This window comes from Aeromonas sp. 602200 (genome assembly GCF_049173895.1).
Taxonomy (GTDB): domain Bacteria; phylum Pseudomonadota; class Gammaproteobacteria; order Enterobacterales; family Aeromonadaceae; genus Aeromonas; species Aeromonas veronii_A.
On record NZ_JAAKSL010000002.1, the window covers coordinates 127,340 to 152,642 of the forward strand.

The 25,303-nt window shown below is 59.8% G+C and carries 18 protein-coding genes; 11 read left to right on the forward strand and 7 right to left on the reverse strand.

The window, feature by feature from the left end:
* Window positions 1–10: 10 nt before the first annotated feature.
* From rsxC to gloA, 6 genes are all read left to right on the forward strand, one after another.
* Complete coding sequence (gene rsxC / locus G5221_RS03705) at window positions 11–2,761, forward strand: electron transport complex subunit RsxC (protein WP_421262851.1); 2,751 nt, start codon at window positions 11–13, stop codon at window positions 2,759–2,761.
* A gap of 11 nt (window positions 2,762–2,772) precedes the next feature.
* On the forward strand, window positions 2,773–3,825 hold the full coding sequence (rsxD, locus tag G5221_RS03710) for an electron transport complex subunit RsxD (protein ID WP_421262852.1): 1,053 nt from the start codon (window positions 2,773–2,775) through the stop codon (window positions 3,823–3,825).
* A gap of 43 nt (window positions 3,826–3,868) precedes the next feature.
* Entirely contained in the window at window positions 3,869–4,501 is a 633-nt protein-coding gene (gene rsxG, locus G5221_RS03715; RefSeq protein WP_005359614.1) for an electron transport complex subunit RsxG, read from the forward strand.
* Between the two features lie 15 nt (window positions 4,502–4,516).
* Window positions 4,517–5,278, forward strand: a complete 762-nt coding sequence (locus tag G5221_RS03720) for an electron transport complex subunit E (protein WP_407706661.1) — start codon at window positions 4,517–4,519, stop codon at window positions 5,276–5,278.
* Between the two features lie 13 nt (window positions 5,279–5,291).
* Complete coding sequence (gene nth, locus G5221_RS03725; protein WP_421262853.1) at window positions 5,292–5,933, forward strand: endonuclease III; 642 nt, start codon at window positions 5,292–5,294, stop codon at window positions 5,931–5,933.
* A 171-nt stretch (window positions 5,934–6,104) separates the two neighbouring features.
* Complete coding sequence (gene gloA, locus G5221_RS03730; RefSeq protein WP_005337610.1) at window positions 6,105–6,518, forward strand: lactoylglutathione lyase; 414 nt, start codon at window positions 6,105–6,107, stop codon at window positions 6,516–6,518.
* A gap of 84 nt (window positions 6,519–6,602) precedes the next feature.
* Here the strand turns inward: gloA and G5221_RS03735 are convergent, their stop codons facing one another.
* Both G5221_RS03735 and G5221_RS03740 read right to left on the reverse strand, forming a co-directional pair.
* Entirely contained in the window at window positions 6,603–7,478 is an 876-nt protein-coding gene (locus tag G5221_RS03735) for a flagellar protein MotY (RefSeq protein WP_005337611.1), read from the reverse strand.
* A 68-nt stretch (window positions 7,479–7,546) separates the two neighbouring features.
* A complete protein-coding gene (locus G5221_RS03740) occupies window positions 7,547–9,520 on the reverse strand; it encodes a methyl-accepting chemotaxis protein (RefSeq protein WP_421262854.1) in 1,974 nt (657 codons plus the stop codon).
* Window positions 9,521–9,812: 292 nt separating this feature from the next.
* Here G5221_RS03740 and G5221_RS03745 point away from each other — a divergent pair, with 292 nt between their 5' ends.
* Entirely contained in the window at window positions 9,813–10,730 is a 918-nt protein-coding gene (locus G5221_RS03745; RefSeq protein ID WP_421262939.1) for an autotransporter domain-containing protein, read from the forward strand.
* 106 nt (window positions 10,731–10,836) lie between these two features.
* On the opposite strand, the gene katG is transcribed toward G5221_RS03745, so the two are convergent.
* A complete protein-coding gene (gene katG, locus G5221_RS03750; protein WP_421250387.1) occupies window positions 10,837–13,023 on the reverse strand; it encodes a catalase/peroxidase HPI in 2,187 nt (728 codons plus the stop codon).
* Between the two features lie 481 nt (window positions 13,024–13,504).
* Here katG and G5221_RS03755 point away from each other — a divergent pair, with 481 nt between their 5' ends.
* Window positions 13,505–14,212, forward strand: a complete 708-nt coding sequence (locus tag G5221_RS03755) for a phospholipase D family protein (protein WP_219278319.1) — start codon at window positions 13,505–13,507, stop codon at window positions 14,210–14,212.
* 23 nt (window positions 14,213–14,235) lie between these two features.
* On the forward strand, window positions 14,236–15,078 hold the full coding sequence (locus tag G5221_RS03760; protein ID WP_421250388.1) for an NERD domain-containing protein: 843 nt from the start codon (window positions 14,236–14,238) through the stop codon (window positions 15,076–15,078).
* Between the two features lie 63 nt (window positions 15,079–15,141).
* Here the strand turns inward: G5221_RS03760 and G5221_RS03765 are convergent, their stop codons facing one another.
* Complete coding sequence (locus G5221_RS03765) at window positions 15,142–16,323, reverse strand: DUF1615 domain-containing protein (RefSeq protein ID WP_421250389.1); 1,182 nt, start codon at window positions 16,321–16,323, stop codon at window positions 15,142–15,144.
* 257 nt (window positions 16,324–16,580) lie between these two features.
* Here G5221_RS03765 and G5221_RS03770 point away from each other — a divergent pair, with 257 nt between their 5' ends.
* A complete protein-coding gene (locus G5221_RS03770; protein ID WP_421260292.1) occupies window positions 16,581–17,615 on the forward strand; it encodes a sterol desaturase family protein in 1,035 nt (344 codons plus the stop codon).
* A 124-nt stretch (window positions 17,616–17,739) separates the two neighbouring features.
* On the opposite strand, the gene carB is transcribed toward G5221_RS03770, so the two are convergent.
* The 3 genes from carB to dapB all read right to left on the reverse strand — a co-directional run bounded on the left by carB (window position 17,740) and on the right by dapB (window position 23,601).
* Entirely contained in the window at window positions 17,740–20,964 is a 3,225-nt protein-coding gene (carB, locus tag G5221_RS03775) for a carbamoyl-phosphate synthase large subunit (protein ID WP_421250390.1), read from the reverse strand.
* Window positions 20,965–20,984: 20 nt separating this feature from the next.
* Window positions 20,985–22,121, reverse strand: a complete 1,137-nt coding sequence (gene carA, locus G5221_RS03780; protein WP_216978446.1) for a glutamine-hydrolyzing carbamoyl-phosphate synthase small subunit — start codon at window positions 22,119–22,121, stop codon at window positions 20,985–20,987.
* Window positions 22,122–22,788: 667 nt separating this feature from the next.
* The gene (dapB, locus tag G5221_RS03785) at window positions 22,789–23,601 is read right to left on the reverse strand and encodes a 4-hydroxy-tetrahydrodipicolinate reductase (RefSeq protein WP_005347132.1); all 813 of its coding nucleotides are present in this window, start codon (window positions 23,599–23,601) and stop codon (window positions 22,789–22,791) included.
* Window positions 23,602–23,934: 333 nt separating this feature from the next.
* On the opposite strand from dapB, the gene G5221_RS03790 reads away from it, so the two are divergent.
* Entirely contained in the window at window positions 23,935–25,269 is a 1,335-nt protein-coding gene (locus G5221_RS03790; protein WP_106844006.1) for a Na+/H+ antiporter NhaC family protein, read from the forward strand.
* The last annotated feature ends 34 nt before the right edge of the window (window positions 25,270–25,303 follow it).

Sequence of the window (25,303 nt, forward strand, 5' to 3'; positions counted from 1 at the left end):
CGGAGCAACCATGCATTCCTTACTCGAACGTATCAAAGCCGGCACGCTCTGGGACTTTCACGGTGGCATTCACCCCGCCGACAACAAGCTGCAATCAAGCCTGAGCCCGGTGGTAGACGCCGGTCTGCCGCCGCGCCTCATCATTCCGCTGCGCCAGCACGCAGGCCCCGCCGGCGATCTGCTGGTGCAGGTGGGCGACAAGGTCAAAAAAGGGCAGCCGCTGACCCGTTATGCCAAGGGGCGGGTCGTCCCTGTTCATGCCTCCACCTCCGGCACCATCACCGAGATTGCCAACCACACGGTTGCCCACCCCTCCGGACTCGGCGATCTCTGCGTCATTCTCACCCCCGATGGGAAGGATGATTGGGGCGAGCGCAACGGCAAACCCGATTACTGGAATCTGGAGCGGGGCGAGCTGCTCGAACGCATCCAGCAGGCGGGGGTAGCGGGCCTTGGCGGCGCCGTGTTCCCCACTCACAGCAAGCTCGATGGCCGCGGCCAGCTCACCGAGATCCTGATCGTCAACGGGCTGGAGTGCGAACCCTATATCACCACCGACGATCGGTTGATGCAGCAGTACGCCGACGAGATCATGGATGGCATCCGGGTGCTCAAGCACCTGCTCAAACCCAAGCTGACCCTGATCGGGGTGGAAGACAACAAGCCCGAGGCAATCGAGCAACTGACCCGTCACGCCACCGATGAGGATGTGCTGGTCAAGACGGTGCCGACCAAGTACCCCTCGGGCGGTGCCAAGCAGACCATCGAGCTGCTCACCGGACGTCAGGTGCCCAAGGGGGGCCGCGCGGTCGATATCGGCATCATGGTGCTCAACGTCGCCACCGTGTTTGCCATCAAGCGCGCCATTATCGACGGCGAGCCGCTGATCGAGCGGATCGTCACCCTCACTGGGGACAGCTTCAAGAAGCCCGGCAACGCCTGGGTGCGCCTCGGTACGCCGGTGCGCTGGCTGTTGCAGCGTTTCGAGCTGCAACCGGAAGCGGAGCAGCGGGTGATCATGGGGGGCCCCATGATGGGCTTTACCCTGCCCCACGCCATGGTGCCGGTGGTCAAGGCGACCAACTGCCTGCTGGCGCCGACGCAAGCAGAACTGCCCGCACCCGGCCCGGAACAGGCCTGCATCCGTTGCAGCGCCTGTGCCGATGCCTGCCCGGCCAGCCTGCTGCCGCAAGAGCTCTACTGGTACAGCCGCGCCAAGGAGTATGACAAGGCCGAGAAGCTCAACCTGATGGACTGCATCGAGTGCGGCGCCTGCGCCTGGGTCTGCCCCAGCGAGATCCCGCTGGTGCAGTACTACAAGATCGCCAAAGACGACATTCGCGAAGCCCGCGCCGAGGCCGAAAAAGCCGAGCGCGCCAAGCAGCGTTTCGAGGCCAAGCAGGCCCGCTTCGAGCGGGAGAAAGCGGCCCGCGAAGCGCGCCACGCCGAAGCCGCCGCCCAGCGCCGTCAAACCATGACGGCCGCAGGCGGCGAAGATCCGGTGGCAGCGGCACTGGCCCGCATCAAGGCCAAGCAGGATACCCCCATCACAGCCATTGCCGCCACCGCCGAGGGCTTGCCCGACAACAGCGCCGTGATTGCCGCCCGCGAAGCCCGCAAACGGGAAGCGGAAGCGCGCCGCGCCGCCAAGCTGGCCGAGAGCGCAAACAGCGAAACAGCCGCTGCGCCGCAATCCGCCGAGGCGGTTGACCCCGCCAGCGATCCCAAGAAAGCGGCCATCGCTGCCGCACTGGCCCGCGCCAAGGCCAAGAAAGCCGCTCAGGCTGGCGATAGCGCCGAGCCTGTGGCTGCCGAAGCCGTTGCTGCGCCTGCGGTAGATGCTGATCAGCAAAAGGCAGAAGTTGATCCGAAAAAGGCAGCAATTGCCGCCGCCACTGCCCGTGCCAAAGCCAAAAAGGCCGAGGCCAGTGGCGAACCGGTAAGCGCAGCCAACAGCGCGGTAGCCGACGCAGGCTCGCAAGGCGATGCGCCATCTGCTGCCAGCGAAGCAGTTGATCCCAAGAAAGCCGCTATTGCTGCTGCCATCGCCCGGGCCAAAGCCAAAAAGGCGGCCCAGCAGGGTGACAGCGCTGAGGGCGATCTGACTGCAAACACAGGCACCAGCGAATCCGCTGCAACCCAAAGCGATGCGCCATCTGCGGCCAGCGAAGCGGTTGATCCCAAGAAAGCCGCTATCGCCGCTGCCATTGCCCGCGCCAAGGCCAAAAAGCTGGCCCAGCAGGGTGAAAGTGCCGGTGCTGAGGATGCGAAGAGTGAGCCAGCTGCCAGCGCACAGACCCGCGACATGACGGTAGCCAAGAGCGAAGTAACCACCAGCCAAAGCGATACGGCTGCAAGTGAAGCGGTCGATCCCAAGAAGGCCGCTATCGCCGCAGCCATCGCCCGTGCCAAGGCCAAAAAGCTGGCCCAGCAGAGCGCAAGTACCAGTGCTGAGGTAGAAAATGCCGGTGCTGGGGTAGAAAGTGCCGGTACTCAGGTAGAGAGTGCCGGAACTGAGGGTGAGCGCGCACCGGCTGAGCCGATGCAAAGCGATGCTGCCAGCAGTGAGCAACCACTTGCCGTAGCAGAGGCTCCTGAAGCGAGAGCCCCTGCTGCTGATGCCCCGGTTGATCCGAAAAAAGCGGCCATTGCAGCCGCCGTGGCCCGCGCCAAGGCGAAGAAGTTGGCGGCCGAGGCAGCCAGAGCCGCAGAGACCGCCGCTGAAGATGCACCGTCAGCCGACCGAACAACCACAAGGTAATCGACAGACTCATGTTCAATATTGCGACTGCGCCGTTTGCCCATAACCGCAAACAGACCCGAACCCTGATGCTGCTGGTGATCCTGGCCTGCGTGCCGGGCTTGCTGGCCCAGACCTGGTTCTTCGGCTGGGGCTCCTTTATCCAGATCCTGCTGGCGTTGGTCACTGCGCTGCTGTGCGAGGCGCTGGTGCTCAAGCTCCGTGGCCGCGCCATCAAGCCTGCCCTGATGGATGGCAGTGCGGCGCTCACCGCCGTGCTGATCGGTCTCTCCCTGCCGCCGCTGCTACCATGGTGGATGCTGGTGGTGGGCACGGCCTTTGCCATCATTGTCGCCAAGCACCTTTACGGCGGACTGGGCCAGAACCTGTTCAACCCGGCCATGGTCGCCTATGTGCTGCTGCTGGTCTCCTTCCCGGTGCAGATGACCAGCTGGCTGCCGCCGGAGAGCGTGCGCGCCTACAGCCTCGGCTTTGGTGATGCGGCGTCGGTCATCTTCACCGGCTTTAGCCTCGACGGCTACAGCATGGCCCAGCTCAAGCAGGGGGTGGATGGTCTCACCATGGCGACTCCCCTCGATACCCTGAAAACCGGCCTGACTCAGGGGCTCACCACCGGCGAGATCCTGAGCGGCCCGCTGTTTGAGGGTTGGGGCGGCATCGGCTGGAGCTGGGTCAACCTCGGCTATCTGCTGGGCGGCCTGTTCCTGCTGCAGCAGAAGGTGATCAACTGGCGCATTCCCACCGCGATTCTCGGTGCCCTGCTGGCGGCCTCCACCATCGGCTATCTGGTGAGCCCGGATGCGACCGCTACGCCGATGTTCCATCTCTTTAGCGGCGCCACCATGCTGGGGGCCTTCTTTATCGCCACCGATCCGGTCAGTGCCTGCACCACGCCGCGCGGTCGACTGGTCTATGGCGTGCTGATCGGGGTGCTGGTCTACATCATTCGCCGCTTTGGCGGCTATCCGGATGCGTTCGCCTTCGCCGTGCTGCTGGCCAACCTTTGTGTGCCGTTTATTGACAGCCTGACTCGCCCGAAATTGTATGGAGCTCGTCGCCAATGATGTTTCTGCCCTCTTTCCCCATCACAGCTGACGGAGCTCGGACATGTTAAAGAGCATGCGCAAGAACGGCCTTATTCTGGCGATGTTCGCGCTGGGCTGTACCGCGCTGGTGGTACTGACCAACGAGTTGACCAAGGATAAAATCGCCCACCAGCAACAGCTGGAGAAACAGCAGACCCTCTCGGTATTGCTGCCGGAGGGGAGCTATGACAACGATCTGGTGGCCAGCTGCAAGCAGGTGACCAGCAGGAAGTATCTCGGCAGCGATCAGCCGCAAGCCCTCTATACCGCCAGCAAAAATGGCGTGGTAACCGGCTATGCGCTGGAGGCGATCGCGCCGGATGGCTACAGCGGGGCGATCCGCATCGTGGCGGGCTTTGATGCCAAGGGCACCATCACCGCCGTGCGCGTGCTCGCTCACAACGAGACCCCGGGCCTGGGTGACAAGATCGAGCTGAAGAAATCAGACTGGATCAACAGCTTTGCCGGAAAATTCCTGACCCATGACAACGAGCCCCAGTGGGCGGTGAAGAAGGATGGCGGCGAGTTCGATGCCTTTACCGGCGCCACCATCACCCCGCGTGCCGTGGTCAAGGCGGTGAAGAACCTGCTTAAACTGCAGCAGGAGCAACCCGAACTGCTCAGCAACGCCCCGGCTTGTCCGGCGGCGAACTAACGGAGTCGAACCATCATGAACCAGATGGAACAGATTGAAACGGGCGCAGCCCCGATTGCCGAGCTGGAAAGCCGCAAGGGCGAGCTCAAGGAGCTGATGAGTCAGGGGCTGTGGAAGAACAACCCCTCGCTGGTGCAGGTGCTGGGGCTCTGCCCTACCCTCGCCGTCTCCTCCACCTTTACCAATGCGCTGGGGCTGGGCCTTGCCACCATGGCGGTGCTGGTCTGCTCCAACCTCGCCGTCTCGCTGGTGCGCAACTGGGTGCCGAAGGATATTCGCATCCCTGTCTATGTGATGATCATCGCCTCGCTGGTGACCAGCGTGCAGCTGCTGATGAACGCCTACACCTATGGCCTCTATCAGGCGCTCGGCATCTTTATCGCCCTCATCGTCACCAACTGCGTCATCATAGGCCGCGCCGAGGCCTATGCCTCCAAGAACCCGCCGCTGCTGGCGGCCCTCGACGGTCTGATGATGGGCCTTGGTTTTACCCTGGTGCTGCTTGTACTGGGCGGCATGCGCGAGATCATCGGCATGGGCACCCTGTTTGATGGCGCCGAGCTACTGCTGGGCGAGTGGGCCAAATCCCTGCGCATCGAGCTGTTCCACGCCGATGCAAGCCTGCTGCTGGCGATTTTGCCGCCTGGCGGCTTTATCGGGCTGGGGCTGCTGATCGCCGCCAAGAACGCCATCAACGACTGGCGGGACCGCAAACAGGCCGCTACCATAGCCCACTGCAACGTTGCCCCGGCCCGCGTCCGGGCGACCGAGCTATGATCGGACGCAAGGCATGAACAACCAGAAACGCAGAGAGATCCTCGAGCGACTGCGGGAAAACAACCCCCACCCCACCACAGAGCTCAACTTCAACTCGCCATTCGAGCTGTTGATCGCCGTGCTGCTCTCGGCGCAGGCGACCGATGTCAGCGTCAACAAGGCGACCGACAAGCTCTATCCGGTGGCCAACACCCCGCAAGCGATGCTGGATCTCGGGGTTGAGGGGCTCAAGGAGTACATCAAGACCATTGGCCTCTTCAACACCAAGGCCGAGAACGTCATCAAGACCTGCGCCATCCTGCTGGAGCGCCATGGCGGCGAGGTGCCGGAGAACCGCGAAGCGCTGGAAGCCCTGCCCGGCGTCGGCCGCAAGACCGCCAACGTGGTCCTCAACACCGCCTTTGGCTGGCCCACCATCGCTGTCGATACCCATATCTTCCGGGTATCGAACCGCACTGGTTTTGCGGTGGGCAAGAACGTGGATCAGGTGGAGGAAAAGCTGCTCAAAGTGGTACCCGCCGAGTTCAAGCTGGATGCCCACCACTGGCTGATCCTGCACGGACGTTACACCTGTCTGGCTCGCAAGCCCCGTTGTGGTTCCTGTATCATCGAGGACTTGTGCGAGTACAAAGAGAAGGTCTATCCAGAGAGCTGAATGACTGGGCGCTACAACCGTCCTACCTGTCTCGCTCGCAAACATCCGCTGCAGTGGTTCCTGTATCATCGAGGACCTCTGCGAGTACAAAGAGAAGGTCTATCCAGAAAGCTGATGGCCTCGCAACCGAGATTGAAAGCAGTACACATCACCAACCCGGAGAACTGAGCAATGAGAATTCTGCATACCATGCTGCGTGTCGGCGATCTGCAACGCTCCATCGACTTCTACACCCGTGTCCTTGGCATGAAGCTGCTGCGCAAGAGCGAGAACAGCGAGTACAAGTACACCCTGGCCTTCGTCGGTTACGGTGACGAGAAGGATGAAGCGGTGATCGAGCTGACCTACAACTGGGGGGTGAGCGAGTACGAACTGGGCTCTGCCTATGGCCACATCGCGCTGGAAGCAGACGACATCTATGCCACCTGCGAAGCGCTGCGCGCCGCCGGTGCCAAGATCACCCGCGAGCCGGGCCCGGTCAAGGGTGGCACCACCGTCATCGCCTTCGTCGAAGATCCGGACGGTTACAAGATTGAACTGATTGCCAAGAAAGATGCCGGTACAGGGCTGGGTGACAGCTTCTAAGCTGCCCTAATCCCACTGCCTAATGGCAGGATCAAAAAAGAGCGCAGATGCGCTCTTTTTTATGCCTCTTTGCCGGGGACAGCACTAGATCTCGCCATTGCGCCCCATACTGATCACCACCCGCCGGTTCTTGGCACGACCCTGCTCCGTTTCGTTGGAGGCGACGTGCTGCTTCTCGCCATGTCCCTCCACCGAGATCTTGCCGGGATCAATCCCCAGATCGACAAACACCTTCTTGATGGCATCGGCCCGCTTCTCGGAGAGTTTCAGGTTCGGCCAGCGGCCGCCATAGCTGTCGCTGTAGGCGTCGATCACCACCACGTCGATGCTCTTGTCCGCCTTGATAAACTCGCTGATCATCGCCAACCGCCGCTTGGAGGGAATGGAGAGCTGATCGCTGTTCTTGTCGTAGGTAAGCACGCTAAAGGCGATGTCATTGAAGCTGTAGGGCAAGAGCCCACTCAGGCAGTCGATAAAGGCCTGATATTTCACCCGAAAGTTGACCGACGAGAGGGACACTCGCACCGCGCGGTTCTGGCGATACCAGTCCCGATACTGGAAGGTCGGCATCCGCCCCCCCTCCAGCTCGTCGAGCATGGTCCAGGCGGTTTGCCCCTCCACCAGCCCATCGAACTGTTGATAGAAACGCAGTTGACTCACTTCTCGCCCGGCTATCCCCGGGCGCCATACCGGCGGCATGATGCCAAGACTCACCGTCTGGGTCTGGGCCTGTGGCCGCTTGCCCTTGAGCTCGAAGTCGAGGTTGATCTTGCGCCCGGCGCGGCTGACAAAAGCCCCCGTTCCCCAGTTGGGAATAGGATGCTCGAGGCGGCACTCAATCTGGGTATCGGAGGTCAAACGCCAGACGGATTGATCCAGACCGGCACCAAATTCGGTGACCCCAGCCTGTAACTGCATACTCACGGATATGCTGACCAACCCCAACACCCAAGCGTTCAATTGCTTGCCCTCCACACGATCTCACAAGGGGTATCGGCCAGGGAGGGACAAGCTTTAGCGCAAATGGATCAGTGGGGAGAGGCTCTCTCCAGCAACTTGAAGCTGGCAATTCGTCCAGCCAGCTCCCGTGCCAACTGATCCAGTTCGACACTATTCTGCTGCAGGGTGACCGAGTGCTGGCGATGGGCCTCGTACACTTCGCGGATGGTCATTACGTTGTGCTGGATATCGTCCGTTACGTAGCGCTGCTGCTCGGTTGCGGTAGCCACCTGTGCCGTCATGTCACTCACCTTGCGCACCTCATTGACGATGTCGGTCAGCTCGTGACCCGCCCGCTGCGCTTCACTGACACTGAGGCCCGCTTGCTCGCTGCCCGACTGCATGGCCACCACCGCCTGAAGGGCTCCAGCCCGCAAACGGGAGAGCATCTGTTCGATATCATCTGCCGCCTGCTGGGTACGGGCAGCCAGTGAACGAACCTCATCGGCGACCACGGCAAAGCCGCGCCCCGACTCACCGGCACGGGCTGCCTCAATGGCGGCATTGAGGGCCAACAGATTGGTGCGATCGGAGATCTGCTTGATGAGGTTGAGTGCCTCGACGGCGGACTCGGTATCCTGATGCAGGTTGTTGACCAACAGCCGGGTCTCGTCGAGGGTGCCAGCCACCTGCTCGATGGCGGCGATAGTCTGATCCACCTCCTTGTCCCCCTGCCGGGCACGGCCAATGGCCTGCTGGGTCGCCAGTGAGGTCTGGGTCGCATTGCGAGCAATTTCGGCCACCGTCGAAGCCATTTCCGTTGCGGCGGTGGCAACCAGTTCAACCTGACCGACGCCACGCACCACACCTTCATTCACTTCGGCAATCACCTCGCTGGAGTTTCTGGCACTACGGGTCAATATCTCACAGGAGCGGCGCACCTCCAGCAACAAGCCTTCCAGATGCTGCAGAAAGTGGTTGAGATCCCGCGCCAATGCCCCAAGCTCGTCACCCGATTGCCAGTTGACCCTCACCGTCAGATCATTGTCATTGACGAGCCGTGAAAAGGTGCGATGCAGAGCGACGAAGCCCAGATGCACATCCCGCAGCACCTTCCAACTGATGAGGGTAGTCAACAGCAGGCAGCACAGAACCGCCATAGCCCCCCACCAGAAGTTGCGCTGACTCTCTCCCTGCATCTGCTCAACCCGTTCGAACAACTGCTGGAAGAGCTGATCTTCGCCCTGTTTGAGCTGGTCGATCTTCTCGGTGCTCACGGCAAACCAGCGCTCCGGATCGACGCCAAAGCTCCCCTCGGTCATCTTGCCCAGGGCGAGCTGCTCATATTTCGCGACCTCTGCCATCACCGGACTCTTCTCAATTTGCTCAAGCAGGCGTCGCTGCGGCTCGCTTGCCACGGCGCGAAAACGCTCCAGATAGCTCTGCTGGGCAGAGAGCAGGGACATAAATTGCTGCAAGGTAGCCGGGGTGAAACTCCCTTTGGCAAAGACATTGCTGAGGGTCGCCCGCTCCATCCCCATACGCTCCTTGTTTTGCAAAAATGCGGCGTAGGCATTGGTCTGCAAGGCAATAGCGGCATCCTGGCTACGCAGACTAATCTCATCCACGACCTTGAGCAGAGAAGCAATCAACTGGCTATAAAAGGCGACCTGACGCGGGGCCTCTATGGCCAGTTTGTCCACCTGATTGCGGATCCCCATCAACTCGCGCAAAGCCAGATCCACCTGCTCGTGGGCAACCCCCCTCTCCAACCCCTGAAAGCGATGAATGGCTTCATCAACCTGTTGCCGCTGACGTGGCAGGGCATCTGCAAATTTGCGCCCTTCAGAGCCGATAAACCCCGCCGACATGCCACGCTCCTTTTGCAGCTCGTGCACCAACTGGGCGCTGCGTTCGACCACAGCCAGCTGCTGCAGGGCTTGCGTCATCTCATGGGTCACCCGATATCTGTCGTATGCGTAGTGGCTGGCGAAAAACAGCAGCGCCAATAACGGCAGGCAAATTGCCAGCAACATCTTGCCGGCCAATCCGAGTCTGTTCATCCCGCACTCCTGTCATTTTTATCAACGCGTTGATTATATCCGGCCTGCTCGCTTATGCCGCTGACGACATCTGCCATTGGCCAGAACCATGAGCTGCATCAACCATTTTCTGTAGATGGCCACGCAGCCCCCCCATAGCCCAGCCCAATGGTCAGGTCGAGACAGCCAGAGAGAAACTCGCTACAGTAGATCAGGGCGACAGGAGGTCGCTTGTTTGGGGAATCCAGCCATGAAACACCCGCTCTGCCCGCTTTACCGTCTGGGTTGCGCCCTCTTCGCGGCGACCCTGCCCATGGCGTCACTCGCGGCCAGTAACAACCTTGACGATCAGGAGGAGGACTGGGCGCAAAAACGGGCCAATGCGGTGATCTCGCTGATGACTTTCAGCGTGGTGCCGGACATCACCGCCAGCAACCTGGACATCGGCAGCAGCACTGGCCAATCTTCTGCGCTCAACATGGGGCAACTGGGAGGCGGCGCAACCCTGAGCGAAGCCGTGCCCATCTATCTGGAGGGGGCGCTGGGCTACAGCCGCTACGACCCCCAGTTTGTGATAAGCAATGGTACCGAGAGTCGCACCATACCGACCAAGTGGAATAGCCTGACCGCTTCGGGCGGGATCGGCTGGGATGTCACCCTTCACAAAGATCCGCGTGGCGGCCACTGGGTGCTGCGCCCCATAGCCAACGTCTCGCTCGGTACCATGGCCAGCGACCTGCGGATCGGCAACTGGCTGCTTGATCGTACCAAGGGCTACTCGCTGGACTTTCTCGATGGGGGTCAGCTCAATATGTACGGGCTGGGTGGCTCGCTGATGCTCGATTACGAACTCTTTTCACCGGCCCAGGACATAGATGCCGAACTGCGCTACTCCTATCAGCACCTGCAGAGCTTTGGCGGCACCTCGGCCAGCGTCCGTGGTCACGCCGAGGCGGAGAACCTCGGCCTCTATCTGCGCCGCCGCGCCCCGCTGTTCCACTGGACCCTGCTCGACAGGCCGGTGCGCTATGTACTGGAGGGGGCCCATACCGCATATCTGGGGGAGCAACGGGGGTTGCTTGGCTTTGACTCCCTCAACTCCATCGGCGCCGGTCTGGAGCTGGACAGCAGCAAGTACGACATCATTGTCACCCGTACCCGGCTGGTTGCCCGCTACATGTTCAGCCACAACACCTGCGGTTATTCCATCGGGCTGGCCATGAGCTTCTAACCCGGGCTGCCAGAGGAGCATCCACCGAGTTGCACCATGCAGCTATCACCGCCACCATAAAAAACGCCAGCCTTGCGGCTGGCGTTCTCATGCAGGTTGAAGCGACTTATTTCAGATCGAAACGGTCGTTGTTCATCACCTTGACCCAGGCCTTGACGAAGTCGCGGACGAACTTCTCCTTGCCATCTTGCTGGGCATAGACCTCGGCGTAGGCGCGCAGCACCGAGTTGGAGCCAAACACCAGATCAACCCGGGTAGCGGTCCACTTCACCGCACCGCTCTGGCGATCCACGATCTGGTAGCTGTTGCGGCCAGTCGGCTGCCAGCTATAAGCCATGTCGGTCAGGTTGACGAAGAAGTCGTTGCTGAGCACCCCGACCCGGTCGGTAAAGACGCCGTGGGCCGAGCCGCCGTGGTTGGTGCCAAGCACCCGCAACCCGCCGACCAGCACCGTCATCTCGCGGGCGGTGAGCCCCAGCAGCTGGGCACGGTCGAGCAGCATCTCCTCCGGCTGCACCTTGTAGTGCCCCTTCTGCCAGTTGCGGAAACCATCGTGAACCGGCTCGAGGAAGGCGAACGACTCGGCATCGGTCTGCTCGGCGCTGGCATCGCCGCGACCCGGCGCAAAGGGGACGACGATATCAACGCCGGCCAGCTTGGCCGCCTGCTCCACCGCTGCGCTACCGCCCAGCACAATCAGGTCGGCGATGCTGACCGGCTTGCTCAGGGTGGCCTGCAGGGCGATCAGGGCGTTGAGCACCTTCTCGAGGCGAGCCGGTTCGTTGCCTTCCCACGCTTTCATTGGCGCGAGGCGAATGCGGGCACCGTTGGCACCGCCGCGATAATCGGAGCCGCGGAAGGTACGAGCACTGTCCCACGCGGTTGCAATCAGATCTGACGGCGCCACGCCGCAGCCCAGCAGTTTGGCCTTGAGCTCGCTCACCTCCTTATCGGAGAGCTGGTAATCCACCGCCGGAACCGGATCCTGCCACACCATGACTTCGCCCGGCACTTCTGGCCCCAGATAGCGGCTGCGCGGCCCCATGTCGCGGTGGGTCAGCTTGAACCAGGCGCGGGCAAAGGCGTCGGAGAAGAGCGCTTGATCCGCGGCGAAGCGCTCGGAGATCTCCCGGTATACGGGGTCAAAGCGCAGCGCCATGTCCGCATCGGTCATGATGGGGTTGCAGCGGATAGAGGGGTCTTCCACGTCCACCGGGCGATCTTCCTCCTTGATGGCGACGGGCTCCCACTGCCAGGCACCGGCCGGGCTCTTCTTGAGCCACCAGTCGTGGCCCAGCAGCATCTTGAAGTAGCCGTTGTCCCAGCGGGTCGGGTTGCTGGTCCAGGCCCCTTCAAGACCGCTGGTCACAGTGTCACGGCCGATGCCGCGGCTCTCGTGGTTGATCCAGCCCAGCCCCTGCTCGTGCACATCAGCCCCTTCGGGGGCTGGCCCCAGTTTGGCTGCGCTGCCATTGCCGTGAGCCTTGCCAACGGTGTGACCACCGGCGGTGAGCGCCACTGTCTCTTCGTCATTCATCCCCATGCGGGCAAAGGTGACGCGCATGTCGTGGGCGGTTTTCAGGGGATCCGGGTTGCCATCCACCCCTTCCGGGTTGACGTAAATCAGCCCCATCATCACCGCTGCCAGCGGGTTCTCCAGATCCCGTTCGCCACTGTAACGGCTCCCTTCGCTACCGCTCGGCGCCAGCCACTCCTTCTCGGAGCCCCAGTAGACATCTTTTTCCGGATGCCAGATGTCCTCGCGGCCACCGGCAAAGCCGAAGGTCTTGAGCCCCATGGATTCATAGGCAACGTTGCCCGCCAGGATCATCAGGTCAGCCCAGGAGATCTTGTTGCCGTACTTCTGTTTGATCGGCCACAGCAGACGGCGGGCCTTGTCGAGGTTGCCGTTGTCTGGCCAGCTGTTGAGGGGAGCGAAGCGCTGGTTGCCGGTGTTGGCGCCGCCGCGGCCGTCGGTTGCGCGATAGCTGCCGGCGGAGTGCCAGGCCATGCGGATCATCAGGCCGCCGTAGTGGCCCCAGTCGGCCGGCCACCAGGGCTGGCTATCGGTCATCAGGGCATGCAGATCGGCCTTGAGGGCATCGTAATCGAGGCTGTTGAAGGCGTCGGCATAATCGAAAGTCTCATCCATCGGATTGGTCTTGCGGTCATGCTGATGCAGGATGTCGAGGTTGAGGGCATTGGGCCACCAGACTTGATGCTCCTGGCTGGCAGAGGTATTGGCACCGTGGGCAAAGGGGCACTGACCGGCCCCGCTAGCGTGTTTGTCCATCTTCAGATCCTCATTGTGCTCATAATGACGGCGAAACCCTTCGCTTCGCAGTTGAGACTAGCCTACCCCCCACCACCCACTTAAAAAACCGAATAAAAAAGTTCAATTCAATCTGGTTTTACGATTGAACTATCTCGTGTCTGGAGAAAAAGGGAGCTATAGAGCATAGCTCGAGAGCAAAAACCAACCTGATGTGTTTCTTAACCATCATGTCGCCCTTTACATGAAGCACGAAAGACAGGCAAACCATCTGACAGGCTTGGGGAAATGGTCACAGATATGACACGACGAAATTGACAAAAACGGAGTAATTCGGAACTCTCTTACCCCGTGGTCACCCCCACATTCAATAAGCAGTGGACGCCACTTAATCAACGAACGTTCGGCGGGAAAGGCTCTCACCCAGCATGCCTTCACAGACATTCAACAAGCCACCCGACCTTTACGTCATCACGATGCAACAGGGATAGAGATTTTTGCCATGGCCAAGTTTTTGAATACCAGTGCAACCAACTACTTTCTTGAAGAACTTATCAAGGATGCCAAAGAGCGGCTGATCCTGATAAGCCCTTTCCTCAAACTCAACGACAGGATCAAAGAGCTGCTGACCGACAAGAATCGGCTCAAGATCGATGTACGAATTGTCTATGGCAAGAGTGAGCTACAACCGGAAGAGATCAGCTGGCTCAAGGAGCTCACCTATATCCGCACCAGCTTTTGTAAAAACCTCCACGCCAAGTGCTATCTCAATGAGGAGATGTGCATTATCACCAGCTTGAATCTCTACGAATTCAGTCAGGTCAATAACAACGAAATGGGGGTATTGATCCAGCGCTCGGAGGATCACGATCTTTACCGTGATGCCTACGACGAGGCCCAACGGATTATCCGGGTTAGCGACGAAATCCGCATATCCCTGGAGCGGGTGGTTAATGAAGCTGACCCCCAACAACCTTCCGCCAGCGAAGGTGAATCTGTCACTGAAAAACTAACCTCATCCAAACTGGCGCAAAAGTGGGGGATCAAAACCAATGAGTTGTTGGAAAAAATGGTGACTCACGGCTTGCTTGAACTGCGCGACAGCAAGCATTACCTGACAGCCAAGGGTAAAGATGAAGGCGGTGAATTTAGAATGAGCCCCAAATTTGGCCCCTATTTCCTCTGGCCAGAGACGATGAACCCCTTCTAATCCATTGACTGGATAAATGTGAAATGGACTTCACACCTGTGATTGCGGTTCTGCTGGGCCAGCTCTGGTATCTGCTGCCCCTTCTGCTGATTGCCGCCCTGATCAAAACGCCCTGGTTCAAGGGGATGATCGGGGAGGCATTTATCAATCTCGGTATCCGGCTGTTTCTCGACCAGCGGGAGTACCATCTGCTCAAGAACGTGACCCTGCCGACCCTTGAGGGGAGCACCCAGATCGACCATGTGCTCGTTTCGCGCTTCGGACTGTTTGTCATCGAGACCAAAAACATCAAGGGGTGGATATTTGGCAATCCGGCCCACAAGAGCTGGACACAGCAGCTCTTTCGCCGCAGGCACAGCTTTCAAAATCCATTGCGCCAAAACTATCTACACCTGATGACGCTCAAATCCCTGCTGGGGCTAGCGGATCATCAGCTCCACTCGATCATCTACTTTATTGGCGACTGCACCTTTAAAACCCCGATGCCGGATAACGTGATGAATCGCGGACTTATTCGCTATATCAAGGGCAAGAGCACGCCAGTGTTGACCCCTGCCGAGGTCACCCGGGTGATCGAAACCATCCAGCGGGAACGACTGGCCGCCAATTGGCAGACCCATAAGCAGCATGTGGCGCAGCTAAAGGCGCGTCACAACCAACCTGCTATTCCCTCTTCTCCAAGCAATCACGTCAGCATGCTAAAAGAGGATCTCCCCATCCTTCATGACACGAGTCACGCCCAGCAGTGCTGCACAAAATGTGGTTGTGCCATGGTGCTGCGCACAGCACACCGTGGCAGCAACAAGGGGGAACAGTTCTGGGGATGCAGCGCTTACCCGAAATGCCGGCAGATCATCACGCGGTAAGCTGATGATCGCTAAACATCGGAAACAACAAGGGCGGCCAATTGGCCGCCCTTGTTGTGTTTCTTAGCGAATGGTCGCCATCTGCCGCACGCAGCGCTGCTCCCTGTCATCCACCCGCTTGGCAAACCAGGCTGTGGTGAGGTTGCGGGTGATCTTGGGGCTTTTCAGCTGAATGCCCGGCAGGATGGCGCGGGGCAACCGCTTGCCCGCTTTCTGGTCTGCCAGCGTAAACACGCGATGATAGAGGTCGCTCTGGCCAAATTCGGCGGTATCGCCAAGTTTGAGGCTCTGATGGATCGCCTGCTGACTCATGTTGATCCGGCTGGCGATGGTATAGACCGCGAGTTCCGTCTTGCCCGGCAGGTCGGAGTCATAACGGATCAGATCGCCATCTAGAGCCAACGTGGTACCGCTCAAGCGGCTGACGGCGGCCTGAAAGGCGGCATTGCGACTGGCGTACCAGCCGGCGTTGAAATCGGCAAAGCGGTAGAGGGTATCCGGGTAGTCGACGGGATAACCGAAGATATGTTTGGTGCCAAACCAGATGCCGCCGCGACGGGTAAAGACTTCGTGGCGGATGGAATCCTTGATTGGATAGGGGTAGCCACGGGCGTTGGCCTCGGCAAAGGCGATGCTCACCTGCATCGGGCCACCAGTATGCACCGGGTTGAGGTTGCCAAACAGCGTCTTGCCCATCGGCAGCATGCTGATCATGTCTTCGAAGATTTCACTCATCTCCCGCTCGGTACGCAACTTGTCGATCCGCTCGGCGTAGCTCTTGCCAGTGGGCGAGTTGATGGAGAGCGCGGCCCGCACCATAAACTCGGGGATCAGCAGCTTGGCCGCCCGCGAGTTGATCTCCTTCCAGGCGATCTTGCCAAGGCCCGGCACCACGGGGTCGGCCTGATAGGTCGCCTCCTGTTCCGCTACCGCCAGCACGGTACAGACGTTGTGGTCATTGACTGTCACCCCCTGGGTAGTGAGTGCCGTCACCACATCGTTGGCCCACCCCTGCTTGTCAACTACATGGCGGGGCAGAAACCTCACGATGCGGCTCTTCATGTCCGTCGGCTTGCGCGGCTGCATGGCTGGCGGGGTCGCCTTTTTGGCGGGCACTGTCGCGCCCGTTGTGTCGCCAGGCGCCGGGACAGAAGCGGGATCGCTGGCACAACCGGCCAGCAGCAAGGGGATCAGCAGCGCCAGCGTGCGCATGGCAGGGGAAACAGAGAAGAGAGAGAGCGTCATCGAATATCCGGTACTGAGGCTGGAGGCAAACCCGCCCGGCGGCGGGCGCACACATGATGGCTCATTGTAGAGAATTGATCCACAAGGCTAAAGTCCCATCGCCTCGCCCCTCTCCCTGACCAGACAGGGGTTGCCGCAACAGGAGCGCCCCCATATATGACCAGATAACAGGAATGACCCGACAACAGGCATGGGCTTTTATCGAGAGTTGTTTACATTTAGAATGCCGCCGCCAGGATGCTCACGGTATGGACCCTATGGATACGCTCACCCATCTCTTTGCTTACGTGCAGCAGTGGCTGCTCACTCCGATCTGGCACTGCCTGACCGGACTGTTTGACTTCAACGGGCGGCTTGGGCTCCCCTTTCTGCTGATATCCGGCCTCATTGCCTACCTCCTCTACCGTGTGCGCCGGCGCCAGCAAGGCCCGGCAGCGGGCAGTTTCGCCGGTTTTCTCGGCGGCCGGGCCCTCTGGCTGCATCCCTCTGCCCTGCTCGATTATCAGTACTATCTGGTGCGCGCCCTGCTCCATGTGGCCCTGATCGTGCCGCTCCTGACCCTGCTTAACCCCTGGCTTTTGCAGGCAACGGATATTACCTCCGCGCTTAACCGTCTGTGGGGGGCGCGTCCCCGTCTGGCCGAGGCGAGCTGGCTGATGATGCTTTATGGTCTCGGGGTATTTCTGGTCAGCGATTTCGTCCACTACTGGCTGCACCGTCTCTTTCACAGCCGCTGGCTGTGGGAGTTTCACAAGGTGCACCACAGCGCCACCGTGCTGGTGCCACCGACTGCCAGCCGCATTCATCTGGTGGAAAAGCTCTCTGAAATCCTGCTCAAGGGGAGCGCGCTCGCCCTCTACTCCGGTGCTTTCTACTGGCTGTGCGGCGGCTCCGTGCGCCCCTACACCCTGTTTGGGGTGGGCTATCTGGTGCTGATCTTCAACTCGCTGGCCGCCAATTTGCGCCATAGCCATATCTGGCTGTCGTTTGGCCCTCGGCTGGAGCATATCTTCAACAGCCCGGCCCAACACCAGATCCACCACAGCCGGGATCCCCGCCACTTCAACCACAACTTCGGTATCAACCTGTCACTGTGGGACTGGTGGTTCGGCACTCTTTACGTCACCAACCACCAGCCAGAGCCACTCACCTTCGGGGTCGGCCCGAAAGACAATGTGCGCTACAGCCGCCTGAGCGCGCTGATCCTGCGCCCCTTTCTGGTCACGGCCCGCAAGCTGTGGCATGCCCTGCCCCGTCCACGCAGCCGCAAGCCACAGCCTGATTTAAGGTAGTTACGCTCTGCGCCCCATAAGTCCGCTCCTCGCAGCCCCCAACCCGTCGTCATAAAAAAGCCCCCGCCATTGCTGGCGGGGGCTTGTCATCTATGCGATGCGAGCATGGCTCGCTTGCAGAGCGTTAGCGGTTGTTCACCCGCTCGTGCAGCTCCTGCACCGAGTTGACGCTGGCAGTGGCATCAACGCTGATGGCCATGCAGGTCGCGAATGCCTCGTTCATGGTGGTGGTATACGCCACCTTGTTCTGCAAGGCGGCGCGACGCAGTTGCTTGGAGTCCTGGATCGCCACCCGCCCTTCGGCGGTGTTGACGATGTAGGTGTACTCGCCATTCTTGATACGGTCGAGAATGTGCGGGCGACCTTCATGCACCTTGTTGACCAGGCGCGGGTTGATGCTCGCCTCACCCAGTGCGACTGCGGTACCGTGAGTGGCATCCAGCTCGTAGCCCAGCTCCAGCAGCTTGGCAGCCAAATCGACCACCTGCGCCTTGTCGCTGTGACGCACCGACAAGAGGGCACGCCCCTCTTTCGGTACAGCGTGGTTGGCCCCCAGCTGCGCCTTGGCATAGGCCTCGGCGAAGCTGCTGCCTACCCCCATCACCTCACCGGTAGAGCGCATTTCTGGCCCCAGCAACGGGTCAACCCCCGGGAACTTGGCGAACGGCAGCACCACCTCTTTCACCGAGTAGTAGGGCGGGATGATCTCTTTGGTAAAGCCCTGTTCTTGCAGCGACTGGCCGGCCATCACACGAGCGGCAATCTTGGCCAGCGGGGCACCGGTCGCCTTGGAGACGAACGGCACGGTACGGGCGGCACGCGGGTTCACCTCGATGAGGTAGATGTCATCGCCCTTGACCGCGAACTGCACGTTCATCAGGCCGATAACGCCGAGCTCCAGCGCCAGCTTGCGCACCTGCTCGCGGATCTCGTCCTGAATCTTCTTGGACAAGGTGTAAGGAGGCAGGGAGCAACCGGAGTCACCGGAGTGGATACCGGCCTGCTCGATGTGCTCCATGATGCCGCCGATGACCACGTCGGTGCCGTCGCAGATGGCATCCACGTCCAGCTCGGTCGCATCGTCCAGGAAGCGGTCCAGCAGTACCGGCGATTCGTTGGAGACGCTCACCGCCTCGGCGAAGTAGCGACGCAGATCCTGCTCGTCATAGACGATTTCCATGGCGCGGCCACCCAGCACGTAGGAGGGGCGCACCACCAGCGGATAGGTGATCCGCTCGGCCAGCAACACGGCCTGCTCCAGCGCGGTGACGGTGCCGTTTTCCGGCTGCTTGAGGCCAAGGCGCTCGACGGCAGACTGGAAGCGCTCGCGGTCTTCGGCGCGGTCGATGGCATCCGGGCTGGTACCGATAATCGGCACACCGTTGGCTTCCAGTGCTCGGGCCAGTTTCAGCGGGGTCTGGCCGCCGTACTGGACGATAACGCCCTTGGGTTTTTCGATGCGCACGATTTCCAGCACATCTTCCAGGGTGACCGGTTCGAAGTAGAGACGGTCGGAAGTGTCGTAATCGGTGGAGACGGTCTCCGGGTTGCAGTTGACCATGATGGTCTCGTAACCGTCTTCGCGCAGGGCCAGCGCCGCGTGCACGCAGCAGTAGTCAAACTCGATACCCTGACCGATACGGTTCGGGCCGCCGCCGATGATCATGATCTTGTCGCGGTTGCTCGGGGCCGCTTCGCACTCCTCGTCATAGCTGGAGTACATGTAGGCGGTGTTGGTGGCGAACTCGGCGGCGCAGGTATCTACCCGCTTGTAGACCGGGAAGATGTTGTGGCGGGCACGCAGTTTGCGCACTTCCCCTTCGGCCACACCGAGGATCTTGGCCAGACGGGCATCGGCAAAGCCTTTGCGCTTCAAGGCTCGCAGGAAGTCAGCATCGAGACCGGCCATGCCGCGCTCTTTCACCTCTTCTTCCAGCTTCACCAGGTCTTCAATCTGTACCAGGAACCAGGGGTCAATCTTGGTCAGCTTGAAGATGCCATCCATGGAGAGGCCGGCGCGGAACGCATCGGCGATGTAGAAGATACGGTCGCTACCGGCATCCTGCAGCTCGTGACGGATGCGGGTCAGGGAGTCCGGGGCATTGAGGTCAACCATGGGGTCGAAGCCGGTTTTGCCGGTCTCGAGGCTGCGCAGGGCCTTGTGCAGGGACTCCTGGAAGTTGCGGCCGATGGCCATCACTTCGCCGACCGACTTCATCTGGGTGGTCAGACGGTCGTTGGCACCGGCGAACTTCTCGAAGTTGAAGCGCGGCACTTTGGTAACCACGTAGTCGATGGCCGGCTCGAAGGAGGCCGGAGTACGGCCGCCGGTGATGTCGTTCATCAACTCGTCCAGGGTGTAACCGATGGCGAGTTTGGCGGCGATCTTGGCGATGGGGAAACCGGTCGCCTTGGAGGCCAGCGCCGAGGAGCGCGACACCCGCGGGTTCATCTCGATGATGACCATGCGGCCATCTTTCGGGTTGATACCGAACTGGACGTTGGAGCCGCCGGTCTCGACGCCGATTTCGCGCAGCACCGCCATGGAGGCGTTGCGCATCAGCTGGTATTCCTTGTCGGTCAGCGTCTGGGCTGGCGCGACCGTGATGGAGTCACCGGTGTGGATACCCATGGGGTCGAAGTTTTCGATGGCGCAGACGATGATGCAGTTGTCGTTGCGATCCCGCACCACCTCCATCTCGTACTCTTTCCAGCCAATCAGCGACTCGTCGATGAGCAGCTCTTTGGTCGGCGACAAGTCCAGACCGCGCTCGCAGATCTCGACGAACTCTTCGGTGTTGTAGGCGATGCCGCCACCTGAGCCGCCCATGGTGAAGGAGGGACGGATGATGCAAGGGAAGCCGACCATCTGCTGCACGCCCCACGCCTCTTCCATGTTGTGGGCGATGCCGGCACGCGGGCACTCGAGGCCAATGCTGCGCATCGCCTTGTCAAAACGGGAGCGGTCTTCGGCCTTGTCGATGGCGTCGGCGGTGGCACCGATCATCTCGACACCGAACTCGGCCAGCACGCCATGCTTCTCCAGCGCCAGTGCGCAGTTAAGCGCAGTCTGGCCGCCCATGGTGGGCAGGATGGCGTCCGGGCGCTCTTTCTTGATGATTTCGCGCACCACTTCCCAGGTGATGGGCTCGATGTAGGTGGCGTCCGCCATCTCCGGGTCGGTCATGATGGTGGCCGGGTTGGAGTTGACCAGAATGACGCGGTAACCCTCCTCGCGCAGGGCTTTGCACGCCTGGGCGCCGGAGTAGTCAAATTCGCAGGCCTGGCCGATGACGATGGGGCCGGCGCCGAGGATCAGGATGCTCTGAAGGTCGTTACGTTTTGGCATGAAACTCTTTCCTCTTTTCCTTAGGCGCGATACTGCTTAATCAATTCAATAAAGTGGTCAAAGAGACCGGCACAATCGTGCGGGCCTGGGCTCGCCTCGGGGTGACCCTGGAAGCTGAAGGCCGGTCGGTCGGTGCGATGGATGCCCTGCAGTGACCCATCGAACAGGGAGACGTGGGTGGCGCGCAGGCAATCCGGCAGGGTGTTTTCGTCCACTGCAAAGCCGTGGTTCTGAGCGGTGATCATCACGGTGTTGTCGTCGAGGCTCTTGACCGGGTGGTTGGCACCGTGGTGGCCGAACTTCATCTTGACGGTCTTGGCGCCGGAGGCCAGACCCAGCAGCTGGTGACCCAGACAGATGCCGAACACCGGCGTGTTGGTATTAAGGAAAGCCTTGATGGCGTCGATGGCGTAGTCGCACGGCTCGGGGTCGCCGGGGCCGTTGGAGAGGAAGATGCCATCCGGGTTCATCGCCAGTACCTCGGCGGCCGGGGTCTTGGCCGGTACCACGGTCAGGCGGCAGCCACGGTCAACCAGCATCCGCAGGATGTTGCGCTTGACGCCAAAGTCATAGGCCACAACGTGATATTTCAGCTGGTCAGCATCCGGGGTGACATGCCCCTTGCCAAGCTGCCAGCTGCCTTCGGTCCAGTTGTACGCCTCACCAACCGTCACCTCTTTGGCCAGATCCATTCCCTTCAAACCTGGGAAGGCGCGGGCCTGTTCGAGGGCATAGGCTTCATCGACTTGCTTGCCGGCCAGAATGCAGCCAGCCTGAGCGCCTTTCTCGCGCAGGATGCGGGTCAGTTTACGGGTGTCGATGTCGGCGATGCCAACGATGTTGTGAGACTTGAGGTATTCGGAGAGGGATTGCTGATTGCGGAAATTGGAGGCAAGTATCGGAAGGTCCCGGATGATCAATCCCTGAGCATGGATCTGACTGGACTCTTCATCTTCGCTGTTGGTGCCGGTGTTGCCTATATGGGGGTAAGTGAGGGTGACTATCTGACGTGAATAAGAGGGATCGGTGAGGATTTCCTGATAGCCCGTCATCGACGTATTGAAAACCACTTCACCAACGGAACATCCCTCGGCGCCTATCGACACGCCTTTGAACACAGTTCCATCTTCCAGCACTAGCAATGCAGTGTGATTCAAGACAACCTCCAGTTATTTAGCTTTAAATTCAGCAATTTACCTGGGTGTTGCGGGCTCGGTTCCGGTCTTGGACAGGACTCGAACCCGGCAGATTTCTGGCAAATTGGGCGCATTCTACTTAAAAAAAGTGGCATTTCAACGTCTTTTCTCAGATGAAATGCATCTAAATTCAATAAAAAAGCAACATTACCCATTATCTATGCACTCAACTGCTTTGCAACCCCCTCCAGCGAAAGAAAAGGAAAAACCACCAACAAAAGATGCCGCCAAGCCAGCAATAGCAACAAAAATGAACAAAAAAACCAATTAAAACAATGTTGTTTATTTTTACATAAAAAACATTAATGACAGATTTGACGCTTTTATGATGACAAGAGTGAACATAAAAAATGGAAAACGTTTTTCCTTGTTTGAATTTTTAGTCTCTTCTTTGTCGTGTAAAAAAATGGCTTAATCCGCCATAAAGATGCTCAAATCTGTTACCTGGTGATGACATTCAGGAAGGGAAAATATGGTGGATAAAGCAATAATGTGATTTATAAGGCATTCAGATAAAAATTGAAGGAAGCGAGCCTTTTTACACAAACTCTGGCTGACTGACAGCAAAAACCCCGGCAAGCCGGGGTTTTTGCTGTCAGCTGTAGTACGAAAGTGCAGCACAGAGACATCACTTGAGATTGAGCACGTCCTGCATGTCATAAAGACCGGCACCCTGCTGACCAAGCCACTTGCCCGCGCGCACAGCACCGTTGGCGAAGGTCAGGCGGCTGGAGGCCTTGTGGCTGATCTCCACCCGCTCGCCGATATCGGCAAACATGACGGTATGCTCCCCCACCAGATCGCCGGCACGAATAGTGGCAAAGCCGATAGTGTTGCGATCCCGCTCGCCAGTGATCCCCTCGCGGCCATAGACGGCGCACTCCTTGAGATCCCGGCCCAGGGTTTTGGCGACCACCTCCCCCATGGAGAGCGCAGTACCGGATGGCGCATCCACCTTGTGGCGATGGTGGCCCTCGATGATCTCGATGTCGGTGTAATCCCCCATCACCTTGGCGGCCTGCTCCAACAGCTTGAAGACCAGGTTGACCCCGACCGAGTAGTTGGAGGCGAACACGATACCGATCTGCTTGCCTGCCTCTTTCAGGGCGGCCTTGCCTGCATCGTCAAAACCGGTGGTGCCGATCACCATCTGCTTGTGGTGGGCCAGCGCAAAGGCCAGATTGGCCAGCGTCACCTCGGGGCGGGTAAAGTCGATGATGAGGTCAAACTCATCGCGCACCTTGTCCAGACTGTCGCTGATGGCCACGCCCAGATGGCCCAGCCCATTGAGCTCACCGGCATCAAGACCGATCACCGCCGAGCCCGGCCGCTCCAGCGCAGCCCCGACCACCACGCCATCGGTGTTGGTGATGGCCTCCAGCAGCACCTTGCCCATACGACCATTACAGCCCATCACGGCCACACGGATCGGATTGTCCATCTCCACCCTCTCATCTCTTTTAATTATGGAAAGAGACCGTTTTACCAGCCTGTGCCAGCTTTGAAAAGCCCACAGTGAGCCAGCAGAGACAACCGACAAATAAACGAAATATTTAATTTAATCCGAACATTTAACGGATTTAGTCAGAGTGACAAAATCGAAAGATAAAAACACCTATCCATCTGGACGTCTATCTTGACCTTAAGGGATTGACTCACTACTGTGGGCACCCCAATGCGGCAGGATGCCCGCCCTGTTTTTCCCCTATCCCTATCCGATACAGGCACAAAGCAGTTCATGACAGGAGGTCATTGTTCAATTTCAGAGGAACACATGATCCAGACTCAACCCAGTGCCAGGGCCTTGCTGCCACTTCTGGTTTTTCTCGCACTCTTTATCGGTACCGGTACCTGGCTGACCCTGCAGGGGGTCGAATTCGCCTTCTATCAGCTGCCCGCTCCGGTTGCTGCCTTGCCAGCGGTGATGCTCGCCCTGCTGCTTGGCAAAGAGAGCTTCAACAGCAATCTGGAGACCTTCTTCAAGGGGGTCGGCCACAGCAATATCATGGCGATGTGCCTTATCTATCTGCTGGCGGGCGCCTTTGCCAGCGTGGCCAAGGCCACCGGCGGGGTTGATGCCACCGTGGCGCTAGGTCTCTCCCTCATTCCCGGCTGGGCGCTGTTGCCCGGGCTGTTCCTCATCTCTGCCTTTATTGCTACCGCCATGGGCACCTCCATGGGCACCATAGGTGCCGTGGCGCCGGTCGCGCTGGGCGTGGCGCAGGCGGCCGGTATCGATCCGGTACTGATGGCAGGCACCATTCTCTCCGGCGCCATGTTTGGCGATAACCTCTCCATCATCTCCGACACCACCATAGCAGCAACCCGCAGTCAGGGGTGCGAGATGAAGGACAAGTTCCGCGAGAACTTCAAGATTGCGGCCCCTGCCGCCATCGCGGTGATCCTGCTCTATCTGACCCTGGGCTCAGTGGGTGAATCCCCTGCCAGCGGCAGCGCCATCGAGCTGTTCAAGGTGATGCCTTATCTGCTGATCCTGGGGCTGGCGCTCGCCGGAGTGAATGTGTTTGTGGTGCTGGGGATCGGTATTCTGGCCGCCGGAGTGGTGGGCATGATCAACGGCTACGCCATCGGTCAGTTCAGCAAAGATATCTATCAGGGCTTTACCGGCATGCAGGAGATCTTCCTGCTCTCCATGCTGATCGGCGGTCTCGGCGCCCTGATGGAGCGTCAGGGTGGTCTGGCCTGGATCAGCGAGCGCATCAGCGCCCTGATTGCCCGTTTCACTCGCGAGCACAATGGTGAACAGAACGAGAAAGCCGCCGAGCTCGGCATCGCCGGGGTGGTGAGCCTCACCAACCTCTGCACCGCCAACAACACGGTGGCTATTATCGTCGCCAGCAAGGTAGCCCGGGATCTGGCCGAACACCACGGTGTCACCCCGCGACGCGCCGCCTCCATGCTCGATATCTTCTCCTGCGTGGTACAGGGTCTGATCCCCTGGGGCGCACAGGCGCTGCTGCTGGGATCCATCTTCGCCCTGTCGCCGCTAGCCGTGGTGAGCATGAGTTTCTACCCGATGGCACTCGCGGTAGCGGCACTCATTGCAGTGTTTGTGAAGCACCAGATGCGCGGCAAAGCTGACAAGTAACAGACCAGACGCTGGCGCGCCGACATGCTGTCAA